We start from the raw sequence: 10817 nt of genomic DNA, 5'->3' as shown, positions 1-10817 counted from the left end.
TAACCAACCCCCATATGCCTTGATCATCCTGATAATTTCATTCTGCTTGTAGCAAACTCCATGATTCGCTCCTGAGTTGCTTCGCTCTGGAGCAGTTCTCCGGTAATCCGGCCTTCACACATGACAACAATTCTGTGACTCATGCGGAGAATTTCCGGAAGCTCGGAGGAGATCATGATTATTGCTTTTCCTTCAGCAGCCAAATCATTTAACAGCTTGTAAATCTCACTTTTGGCTCCAACATCAATACCTCGTGTTGGTTCATCAAAGATCAGAATGTCACAATTCTTCACAAGCCATTTGCCGATAACCACTTTCTGCTGGTTACCGCCAGAGAGATTTTTTACCTTCTGCTTTATGCTCGGTGTTTTAATCTGCAGCTGATCCACAATGCTTTCTGCAGTTTCGGCAATTTTGTCAGTCTTTACCCATCCAGGAAAACTCAGATATTTTGGGAAATCTGCCATTACCACATTATTAGCTACATCCAAACCCAATACCAAACCGTATTGCTTACGGTCCTCTGATAAATATCCAATTCCGTTCGCTACCGCGTCCTGAGGACTGCGGATCCTTACTGCCTTGCCGTGGACCAAAATTTCGCCTGATTCAAGAGAGTCGGCGCCAAATATTAAGCGTGCAACCTCGGTCCGACCCGCCCCGACCAAACCTGCAAACCCGAGAATCTCTCCTTTTTTAACACTGAAGCTGACATCGTGAACCCGCCTGCTTTTCAGATTTCTAACTTCGAGCAGAATCTCATTGGAGTCGTCATCAGAGATTTCTGCTGCAGTGTGATATACTTCTCTTCCCACCATCATCTTGATAATCTGACTGATTTCAGTGTCTGCCGTGGAAACGGTGTCAATGTAACAGCCATCCCGCATGACGGTAACTCGATCTGAAATCTGTTTCAATTCTTCGAGACGGTGGGAGATATAGATAATACCAACACCTTGATCACGCAGCTTTCTGATGATGCGGAACAAATCATCAATTTCATTGTCGGTTAGTGCGGCTGTCGGCTCATCCATAATCAGCACTTCGGAATTAAATGACAGCGCTTTGATAATCTCCACCATCTGCTGCATGGCAACAGTTAATTCAGAAACTCTGGTACGCGGATCTAAATCGAGGTTGATCATCTCCAGCAGTTCTCTGGTCTTTCTATTAATCTCGGCATCATCTAAAAATCCGGGAATGCGAGCCCGCGGCTCTCGGCCGATAAATACATTCTCCGCAATTGTAAGGTGCGGCATTAGATTGAACTCCTGGAAAATGATGCTGATACCTAGTTCCTGCGCTGCACGAGGGTTAGGTATGTGCACTTCTCGACCTTTGCAAAAAATCCGCCCCGCGTCCGGTCGGACCACTCCAGTTAAAACCTTAACCAGAGTCGACTTACCCGCTCCGTTTTCACCGACTAAAGCGTGGACTTCACCGGCTTTCAGCTCAAACTTGCACTGATTTAAAGCCTGGACACCGGGAAATGCCTTGTCTATTCCTTCCATCAACACCAGGGTGTCACTCATACGTACCCCCCTCCTATCACTAAACTCCAAATTAAGTCATTTGTATGGTAATTAATTCAATTGGAATTTGAAAAAACCTCCTAGCTTTGGCAAATTTATTAATTTAATTTTATGTTAGTTATAGTTAGGTTAATTATATTGCCACAAAAAAAGGATCATGCATATTCTGCATGATCCATCACACCACGATCAAACTTTTTTTCCCCACACTGCAGTACCAAACTGGTCCATCCCTGTTAAACAAAGAGTTGGTTCATTTTCCTGCCAATCCCAAGCCGGAGTTACCATTAAGATTTCTTCGAAGCTTCCATAAGATATTTTAATCATGTACTCATCAATCTGATTCCATTTACCCTTTAAAGAACAGCAGCGAAACTCTCCATTTTCCGAAAGAGTCATGGGGACCGATGTGATCACACCTTGCGGTACTTGAGGCCTCAATTTAATCCGCTCATAATCTCCGACAATCCATTTTTTGTCAACCGACTGGATTCGCTCTCCCGCGTAGCACTGCGGGTTAATGACAGGCCAGCCATTGAGCCAATACATCTGGTAAATATGCATTGTAGAAATCTGCCGTTCGGTAAAATCATGTTCTCTTACGTGGCAGACTAAGTACCACCTGCCGTCGGCGTCACGCAAAACAGAATTGTGTCCGGGAGCCATCCACCCCGGACCGCTGTTGAAACGATACCCAGCCGCTATCATGCAACCAACTGCATTAGTATCATCGTCTAGATCGGTTAAGTCTCGCCCATTATGATCCAGGTAAGGACCAGTTATGGATTTACTTCTGCCAACCCGGATATTATAATCGCTGGCAAGTGAACCATAGGAGACAAAGAGATAGTAATACTCTGTGTCAGGATTATAAATTATGTATGGTCCTTCAATTGCGCAGTCGGTCCATTCCGGTCTTCTAGCAATGCACTTTCCGATTCCCTGCTCAGCTGCCAAACCTGTCTCCGGATCCAGCTTAATAATGTGGCAGCCGCCCCAGAATGAACCGTACGCCATATAATGCTCTCCCGTTTCATGGTCAACCACAGGATTTGCATCAATAGCGTTGACAGTCAGTTGATCATTGGTTTTGAGCACTATTCCTCTAGGAACAAATGGTCCTTCGGGATTATCAGCCACTGCTAGAAAGATATTGGACTGGCGCACACCCCAGGTTGAATTTGAACAGTACAGCCGATACTCACTATCCACCTTAATTATATCGGGGGCCCAGATCGCATTGCCGCCTACCCATTCAACCGCTTCGGGCGGAGGATTTTCCACTACTCTACCGATATTTTCCCAGGTAATTAAATCTTGGGATCTTCTGGCAATGGCACCGGTGCAGTAGGTGTAATATACTCCTGACTCCGGATCCCGAAATATTGCCGGATCGTGGGAGCCCCAGAGACTATATTTATCGGTACTGCGCCTACGCTCGCCTTTTGCTATTTTTGGCTTTGGAGCCGGTTTTGGCGGTTTACCTGGAAAGATTATACTGCAGTTTTCAAATACGGCCATCTGTCTCCTCCTTTTGGATTTAAGCCTCAGCTCTACCGCTGACAAATCCTGCAAACTCGTTAAAAGCAGTTCCGATCACTTTCTTCATTAACACGGTAACAGTATCACCGCGGAATACCAGCTGAATCGTAATCATGCCGATTTCTTCATCAATAACATGGCTTTTAATTATCAAGGTATCGGAAGCAATCCAAGCAGCGGAAGTGGCGCAGCGATACTGGTAGTGAGGAAAAGAACTCTCCACCAGTCTTTCTAGCCCGAAGGCAAGTTCTTGATTGCCACTGCGGTTTGTAAAATTCAATTTGCCCAGCTCCCCATTGATTTCCAAACGCAGCTGTCTTAAGCCTAGTGGATTCTCTTCAAAAAGATAATTCCTAAAATTAACCCCATCTGGAACAGATGCACCTTCGATACCAGTCAAAGGTTGAATCTGATTGCTGTTAATTAGTGCCTGGAGTTTGGCATGCGCATCTAGGTTGGGAGGCAGCGGTTGATCCGATAGATTATTTAAAACATGATTAAAAAACGCATCATAGATAGCGGGTACACCGGTAGGATGCTCCTGAGTGTCAGCAGTAGTGACTAGAAGCAGATCATGTTCAGGAAAACAGACTGCAAGCTGTCCACCCATGCCAAACATCGCATAGCCGTTATTGCGAGTCCGCCAGAATTGATATCCGTACCCCTGCCTTTCGTCCAGATTACCGCCACGGACTGAAGTGTCGATTTGTCTGCTTGTGGCATCTTTAATAAACTCCCGCGGCAGATACTGCTTACCTCGATACTCTCCCTCCCGCAGCACTATCCAAGCCACTTTTGCTAAGTCAATGGGACGAGCCATCAAGCCGGAGCCGCCTTGGGCAATCCCCATGGGATCAGGTACAATGTAAGCGTCTTTTGAAAAACCTATTTCATCGAGGAACTTAACCCGCAAATAATCTAACATTGGCATGCCCGACAGCTTTTCGACCAGAGCTGCCAAGGTATGGCTTGATGAAGTATCATAGGAAAAAACCGCACCAGGCAGATGGCTGGGTTCAACTAGAAAAAAAGCCTTAACCCAGTCAGGATCAGAGCTGTTTTTGAAGGCAGTGCGGGCGTGGGCTGTAGCCATTTTCAGCATATCCCGGATTGTGATTTCTGCAATATAGGGGTGAATCTGGTCCGGAAGTTTTTCCGGAAAATGGTCAATAATTCGATCATCCAAAGTAAGCTTGCCTTCGCTTTCCAGCAAACCGATAGCTAGAGCTGTAAAGCTCTTGGTTACTGAGAACATCCGATGCAGAGTGTCCCGTTGATAAGGGGAATAGTAAGTTTCTGTTACAATTTTGCCGTGCCGCACAATGATGATGCTGTGCATCGCGATCTGCTTCTCTGCTAACTGATTCATAAAATTGATAATGCCCTGCGATGGAATTCCTACAACCTCCGGAGCCGCTTCCACAAAGAATTGGTCCATACTAGTTCCTCCTTCACATCCATTTGCCTGCTTAATATATTCAGGGTATTTCCCGCATCTCCTTTACCTGCACAGCTAAAAAAACAACCTCCAGCTGTCATTCTGGAGGTTGCCGTTCATCTCTATCTCTGCCGGTGAAAGCCAGCTTCTCATAATGCTTATATAATGAATGAAATGCGCCGCTGTAATTATCATGCCACGGTTTGCGCTTACCGCAGAAATGCAGGATAACTGTATTGTTGATAATGTAATCCATGTCAATGCGCCGTTTTGAGATAATGCGTCGATAGCGATAATAGCGAACATCATAATTATATAAAAACTCATCTAGTTTCTTGATCTCCTGAGAATAGAGGGAATTAAGGATATCTTGGTCGGGAAGAATTAGGGTGTTTTTGTGCTTTCTGACAAAATCGTAAATTTCCTGTTCATTAACCTTTTCCCGCAGTAAATCAAGATTCATCAGCAGAACACCGGAATTGAAATATGCTTCGATATCATACTCCCAGAATCTCAGCTTGTTTATTTCTTTCGCAAGCAGTATGTCATGGTAGGCAGCGGCGTACATCCAGCCTGATAAATTAGTATGATAAAGTTCACAAATGGGATTGATCACAAGGATATCTGGATCTAGGTATAAAACTCTGTTAAGTTCTGAAGGAAGATAGCGATACGCCAGCAGTCGATAATACATCTCTTTAGTGTAATGCTTCACGGTGGGAGCTTTATTGAAGCATTCATCGCTGATTTTAACCTCCGAAAGACTGTGACCGCAGCGGTCAACATACACCTCAATCTCACTTACCTCGACAGGATTTAAGCGGGAATGCATTAAAAATATCCGAAAATTCTCATCCGGATTGCTGACAAATAAAGATTTAAGCATTACCTTTAAAGGCTTAATATAATTGGCGTCGATGGTAACGAGAATATTCAATTGTGTCACCGGAGATCACATTCCTTTCTGTTGCGACACATTACACCCTACAGCTGCTTTCTGCCTTTACGCAAATACAGAATTCCCAGTGTATCCGGTCCGCAGTGGCATGTAATCGTACTGCCTGCTTCAGTGACTATTATTTCTTCAAAGTCTGCATACGTTTTCACGGTATCTTTTACTTTCTGGATAATCTGCTCAGAGCACAGACAGTGAGTGATGAAAACTCTCGAGTAATCAATTTCATCCTTGTCTGCCAAGCGGTCCTTTACATATAGCTCGAGGCTGCGCTCAAAACTGCCGCGGTATTTCTTGCCCACTACCATTTCTCCATCAACAACTTCGATGCATGGCTTAATCTTCAAAAGTCTAGCTCCAAATGCTTCTAACCCGGAGCAGCGGCCGCCCTTATAGAGATAGTCCAACTTGCTGATTACAAAACTCGCGTCTACTCTAGGTATCAGTTCTTCCAACTTGCTGCAGATTTCTGGAGCAGACAGCCCTTGCTCTGCCATCAGAGCCGCTTCGTAAACTACATGACCATGGCCTGTAGATAAGTTTTGGGAGTCAATGACATAAACATTATCGAACTCCTGAGCGGCTATATTTGCATTTTGATAGCAGGATGAAAACTGCGAACCGAGATTAATGTGGATCACAGCATCATACTTAGATGCCAGCTTGGAAAAGAATTCCTGGTATTCAAAAGCGTTTACCGCCGCCGTTTTGCATATCTGTCCTTCATTCTCTACCCGGTTGACAATACCTATGGGTGTGATATCAACTCCATCACGATAATCCTCAGTATCGACAACGACATGCAGCGGCACTATTTCAATACCGAATCTTTCCAATATCTCCGCTGATAAATCACAGGTGCTGTCTGCTGTAATTTTTATCATGTACTGTACACCTCTTTTACTTTGCATAGTCTTTTAATACTGTATTTATAATGATAATTCTCCGCTACTTTGGCTGTTTCCCCCCTTCCGCTGAATTTTCATTGCGCAGTAATATGTCGCTCCCACTAACTAGTGAGGAGGTGATAATTTGGAAAGAACGGATAAACGAGGCTTTCAGTTCATCTTCTGTCAAATGAGCAACAGCTTGATATTCATCACAGTAAGCTGCAAAATTAAAGAGAGGAATGAGCAGAAAGAAAAATCTAAACAGCTCTAGATCATCGGTATAAGTAAATTTTTCTTTGGTGCTGACAATGCTCTTGTACAGTTTGTTCTCACTGTCCCGAGTATAGTCCAGCATTTTGAATAAATCATTGCGGTCTTCGTTTTCCTTGAGCGATTCCAGCATAATGATCCGGATAATTTTCCGGTGCTCCAGCGCATAGTCAAGTACCTTTGCATAATACTTATTAATGCTGTCCATAAAGTATGCAGCCGCAGCTTGATCCGCAAAGTAGATCCGGTCAGGTTTGATGACCAAAGCTTCTGCTGCCGCCATTTTTTCAATCGTTGGGTAGATATAATCGATTGTGATACCGGCCACATTCTCAAGTAAAAATTGAACCAAATTGTCGAGGATGTCTGCTTTATTCTGGAAGTAATAATAAATCAGTGCTTTGTTTACCTCGGCTTTTCTGGCAATTTCACTTACGGTCGTTCCATCGAAACCTCTCTCGGAAAAAAGCTTAGCAGCCGCATTTAGGATTCTCTCTTTAGCTGTATTTTCACTATCACGCAAGAGATCTCCTCCTATTAACTAACCGGTTGTTTAATTAATTGTATATTATTACAGAATAGAAATCAAGTGAGCCGCTGGCGTTCTTCCTGCAGCTTCTTTACAATTGGAAGATCGGCAGAGGCAAAGTCATAGCGGCTCAGCTCCATCGGGTCAGCCCAGCAGATCTGACTGTGCGCTGTGGGCGTGATCTCTCCTGCCACCCATTCGGCCAGGAAAGATATCAGTCTAATCCGGCCTGATTCATCGGTGCTTTCACAAAAACGTTCTCCAACGTTAATCTCAATTCCTAGTTCCTCCCGAATTTCCCGCTTCAGGCATGCAGCTAAACTTTCACCCGATTCAACTTTTCCGCCGGGAAACTCCCATTTTCCTGCCAGGCTGCGACCTGGGGCCCGCCTGGCTATTAAGACTTGTCCTTCTTTCATGATTATCGCTGCCGTCACATCCATAAGTTTACTCCTCATTGTACAGCTTGGTGTTTTGAGCGCTCAATTTATCAGACCAAATCTGCAGTAAAATTTCCAGTTCTTCGCTGTAATCAGTCTTCTGCTCATCCCGATCATAATCTAACTGTTCTAGAATTTCAAACTTGAAGTTCTCCCGTCCATACTGCTGCCAATCCTGTTGAAGCTCCCGATTGGGGAAATTACCGAAATCCAGCTGGAACTTGGTGCGGTTGATTCTGCTTTTCAAATCCTGTACTGCTTCTAGATAGCACTTATTATTTTTCAAGCACTGCACCATAAAGATACCCATATCCGGCTTCATCTCTTTATAAAGCGCTTTCAGTTCTTTCTTTTTATTCATTGTCTTAATACCCCATCTCCTTCAAAATTCGAGCTAGGACCCGCAGTCTCTCACTAATCAGTTCATCATCGCTGCTTAAAGCTTGGTGAAAAAGCTGGATGTCTTCATCTAATTTCTCATTGTCAGTGCACACGGCTACTGTCATCGCATCCCCCTGAAGCCCAATCCGATCAATTGTCGGCTGGTTATCATCATAAAGTTTGGGAAAGCGGTAAGCGTTTTCGCGGAAATACTGCTGCGCACGACAGATCAAAATAGCCAGATCCAGCACTCTGTGAAGCGGCATCTCCTCTGACTGCCTCGACCATTTCTCCCCAGTATAGCGCCAAACTTTAGCCGAAATATCCACTTTTCCCCGGTCATTCCACTGAGCTAAACCTAAGGATAATCCCTTAGCATCTGAGATATAGGCGCTTCTGCCGTCAACTTTCTCGTAGTTTTCCGATACGATGACCGGCTTGTGCTTAAGTGTTGTTGGTATCTTCATTAGCTGTCCTCCGTTGTAAGTGATCAGATTTCATCTGTCCATTTTACTAGTCTAGTAATTTAGTAATTTACTAATGAGATCATACATCAAAGAAACCACAGTGTCAATAGAAAAACCTCAGCATCATCTCGCTGAGGTTTGAGTGTTTACGCTTCTTTTTCTATTCTGTTCAAAGTTAGCAGCACATCATTCACCGCATCTTTTACTCTTTCCACTTCCTGCAGGCTTTTATTGATGCGGCTTTGGGTCATCCAATCTGATACAACATTGTCGAAAACGATATCCATAAATTTATGAAAACCCGACATACTGATCTCACCATGAAAATGGATATTGATATCGCGAAGTTCCTTTTGAAGGATTTGCAGATCCCGCTGTACCTGGCGCAGTTCTCGCTGGGCATCATCCATCTTGCTGTGTTTGATTAAACCGGACAGCATGCCTCTGCCAAAAAGATCAACAATTCCCCAGTTTTTGGCACTCCTAAGCTGCCTCTCGATTCGATCCAGTGAATCCAGAACCCGCAGCGCTGCTACACGCGCTTCTGATACTTCTTTTTTTAAATCCATAGTTATCCCCCTCGCAGATCTTTAAATAACAAATACCTTTGCTGCTCCTGTTTTAACAGCGTTAAGTAAGTCACAGATGTTTTCCGCCGGACGCGGTAATTCCAGTCCTGCAAAAGTCTCAAGATACCCTACGTGATTATCACTGCCAGCAATTTTCAACAGATGGTAGTTATCTGCGTACTGGTCTGCTAAGGCATTTTCAAAATCAGTTCGGCAGCTGTTAATCACTTCCACAGCATCCACCTTGCGCGGCAAAAGTCTGATTAAATCGATATAATCAGCCTCGCGAAACGGATGGGCGTGAGCAATAAAGCCGCCGTGGTCGTGCACTAAATCACAGTAATGATTAATATGCAGCTCCATCACCTCGGGATGAGCCAGCAGCCATTCCGGATCCAATCCGTAGGTAAGCAGATCAGTGCCCCGAAAGGAATACTCCCATCCAAAAAACACCCTCATTCCCAAGCGCTGTCCTTCTTCATACGCTTTGTAATAACTGCGGCTGAACAGTTTAATCTGCTCATCCCAAGCTAAATCATGGGGTACTGTGGTATTACCGTTAAGGAAATGGTCAGTGATGCACAGACCGCTGTAACCTAAGTCTTTATAAGTTCTAACGAGTTTAACTGCGCTGATCTGCCCACATCTGCTCACTTCAGCTGTATGCGCATGCGTTTCATAGCGGTAAACTTTTTCCATTGGCCTTATTATATTATCCTTTCAATTACGTTGAGATTGGTACCAGTATCCTCCATCCGATAAATATGAGCTCTAGAACGGGGCATTTCAAACGGAGAATGGAGAATCAACATCAGCTCTCCCTTAAATGTTTGAAACAGCATACCGTGTCCACTGTCCTCATATACCAGGGGTTCCAGCTGTACCCACGGTCCCTCAAGCTTTCCGGTTTCAGAACGGGCAAGAGTCTGGACATAACCATCCCGATTATAGCTTGACCATAACATCAAAAGTTCATCTCGATAGGTACGGTAAAGCTGTGGTCCGTCAGTAACATAGATATACTCCCTTGCCTCCGGAACCCGCTCAGCATTGATCCACGGAGCATCCGAGCCTTTGAACAGATGGATCGGTTCCGCAATGGTACCTGCCAAATCCGGCTGCAGCTTTACAGCCTCCACCGTACCGTCTAAAATCTGCACCCACTCATGGCAGTACACCATCCAGGGCTGGTCAAACTCATCAACAAATAAAGTTCCGTCCAGTGTCATAAACTCCCCATGCGGATAAGGCTCATCAGTTTTTAAGAGCTTAAAAGGACCAAACAGCGAATCGCTGACTGCTATCACCGTACCCCGCCAATGGTTTAGTTCTCGGCTTTGAGGCGGCTGTTTCATAATCCGGTCGCGATTGTGCAGCGTAACAAACAAGTAATATCTACCCTGATACAAATGAACTTCCGGTGCCCAAGCTCCATGTTTGGGATTTGCCCAAATTCCATCTGGGATTTCAAACACAATCCGCGGCGGTTCCCAATTAATCAAATCAGTGCTGGTGTATACCTTGATTCCAAACCTGTCCAATTTATCTTCCGCCATTATTCGGGCGCTGTTGTATAAGTAATAAGTTTGTGTTTTTTCGCAGGCAAAAACAAATGGATCGTGCAGTGGAATTTCCTGCAGATGCAGTTTCCGGCTCATCTCTTACCCCTCCTCTGCATTATTCTTTAGGAAAATCTGGTTATTATCCTGCCATGAGCAGGAATTTTTAGTTCATAAACCAAAGAATTATCACCAAGACTGGAATATGAATAATACTCGCAAAGGAAGTGGCGGCATGGAAATCA

The 10817-nt window shown here is 44.5% G+C and carries 12 protein-coding genes; all 12 read right to left on the bottom strand.

Annotated elements, in window-relative coordinates:
* Nucleotides 1–23: 23 nt before the first annotated feature.
* Entirely contained in the window at nucleotides 24–1532 is a 1509-nt protein-coding gene (locus tag GX019_01590) for a sugar ABC transporter ATP-binding protein (GenBank protein ID HHT35847.1), read from the bottom strand.
* A gap of 189 nt (nucleotides 1533–1721) precedes the next feature.
* The gene (locus tag GX019_01585) at nucleotides 1722–3053 is read right to left on the bottom strand and encodes a family 43 glycosylhydrolase (GenBank protein HHT35846.1); all 1332 of its coding nucleotides are present in this window, start codon (nucleotides 3051–3053) and stop codon (nucleotides 1722–1724) included.
* Between the two features lie 19 nt (nucleotides 3054–3072).
* Nucleotides 3073–4512, bottom strand: a complete 1440-nt coding sequence (locus GX019_01580; GenBank protein ID HHT35845.1) for a serine hydrolase — start codon at nucleotides 4510–4512, stop codon at nucleotides 3073–3075.
* Between the two features lie 97 nt (nucleotides 4513–4609).
* A complete protein-coding gene (locus tag GX019_01575) occupies nucleotides 4610–5449 on the bottom strand; it encodes a glycosyltransferase family 8 protein (protein ID HHT35844.1) in 840 nt (279 codons plus the stop codon).
* A gap of 47 nt (nucleotides 5450–5496) precedes the next feature.
* Nucleotides 5497–6351 carry a DegV family protein gene (locus tag GX019_01570; GenBank protein ID HHT35843.1) on the bottom strand — a complete coding sequence of 285 codons (855 nt, stop codon included), beginning with the start codon at nucleotides 6349–6351 and terminating at the stop codon, nucleotides 5497–5499.
* A gap of 64 nt (nucleotides 6352–6415) precedes the next feature.
* On the bottom strand, nucleotides 6416–7150 hold the full coding sequence (locus tag GX019_01565; GenBank protein HHT35842.1) for a TetR/AcrR family transcriptional regulator: 735 nt from the start codon (nucleotides 7148–7150) through the stop codon (nucleotides 6416–6418).
* 62 nt (nucleotides 7151–7212) lie between these two features.
* A complete protein-coding gene (locus GX019_01560) occupies nucleotides 7213–7614 on the bottom strand; it encodes a (deoxy)nucleoside triphosphate pyrophosphohydrolase (protein HHT35841.1) in 402 nt (133 codons plus the stop codon).
* On the bottom strand, nucleotides 7604–7957 hold the full coding sequence (locus GX019_01555; GenBank protein ID HHT35840.1) for a GIY-YIG nuclease family protein: 354 nt from the start codon (nucleotides 7955–7957) through the stop codon (nucleotides 7604–7606). Before GX019_01555 ends, GX019_01560 begins: the two co-directional genes overlap by 11 nt.
* Nucleotides 7958–7961: 4 nt before the next feature.
* On the bottom strand, nucleotides 7962–8444 hold the full coding sequence (locus GX019_01550; protein HHT35839.1) for a hypothetical protein: 483 nt from the start codon (nucleotides 8442–8444) through the stop codon (nucleotides 7962–7964).
* 146 nt (nucleotides 8445–8590) lie between these two features.
* On the bottom strand, nucleotides 8591–9013 hold the full coding sequence (locus GX019_01545; protein HHT35838.1) for a hypothetical protein: 423 nt from the start codon (nucleotides 9011–9013) through the stop codon (nucleotides 8591–8593).
* Nucleotides 9014–9034: 21 nt separating this feature from the next.
* A complete protein-coding gene (locus tag GX019_01540) occupies nucleotides 9035–9712 on the bottom strand; it encodes a PHP domain-containing protein (protein ID HHT35837.1) in 678 nt (225 codons plus the stop codon).
* A gap of 8 nt (nucleotides 9713–9720) precedes the next feature.
* Nucleotides 9721–10671 (bottom strand): family 43 glycosylhydrolase, encoded by a 951-nt coding sequence (locus tag GX019_01535; GenBank protein HHT35836.1) that lies wholly within the window; start codon nucleotides 10669–10671, stop codon nucleotides 9721–9723.
* Nucleotides 10672–10817 lie beyond the last annotated feature (146 nt).

The organism is Bacillota bacterium (assembly GCA_012837335.1).
In the GTDB taxonomy this organism is placed as follows: domain Bacteria; phylum Bacillota; class Limnochordia; order Darwinibacteriales; family DTU012; genus DTU012.
This window is presented reverse-complemented; position numbering and strand designations above follow the sequence as displayed.

Bases quoted from the DNA above. Each gene is read 5' to 3' on its own strand.
- GX019_01590 (HHT35847.1), bottom strand. From the start codon at position 1,532: ATGAGTGACACCCTGGTGTTGATGGAAGGAATAGACAAGGCATTTCCC.
- GX019_01585 (HHT35846.1), bottom strand. From the start codon at position 3,053: ATGGCCGTATTTGAAAACTGCAGTATAATCTTTCCAGGTAAACCGCCA.
- GX019_01580 (HHT35845.1), bottom strand. From the start codon at position 4,512: ATGGACCAATTCTTTGTGGAAGCGGCTCCGGAGGTTGTAGGAATTCCA.
- GX019_01570 (HHT35843.1), bottom strand. From the start codon at position 6,351: ATGATAAAAATTACAGCAGACAGCACCTGTGATTTATCAGCGGAGATA.
- GX019_01560 (HHT35841.1), bottom strand. From the start codon at position 7,614: ATGAGGAGTAAACTTATGGATGTGACGGCAGCGATAATCATGAAAGAA.
- GX019_01555 (HHT35840.1), bottom strand. From the start codon at position 7,957: ATGAATAAAAAGAAAGAACTGAAAGCGCTTTATAAAGAGATGAAGCCG.
- GX019_01550 (HHT35839.1), bottom strand. From the start codon at position 8,444: ATGAAGATACCAACAACACTTAAGCACAAGCCGGTCATCGTATCGGAA.
- GX019_01545 (HHT35838.1), bottom strand. From the start codon at position 9,013: ATGGATTTAAAAAAAGAAGTATCAGAAGCGCGTGTAGCAGCGCTGCGG.
- GX019_01540 (HHT35837.1), bottom strand. From the start codon at position 9,712: ATGGAAAAAGTTTACCGCTATGAAACGCATGCGCATACAGCTGAAGTG.
- GX019_01535 (HHT35836.1), bottom strand. From the start codon at position 10,671: ATGAGCCGGAAACTGCATCTGCAGGAAATTCCACTGCACGATCCATTT.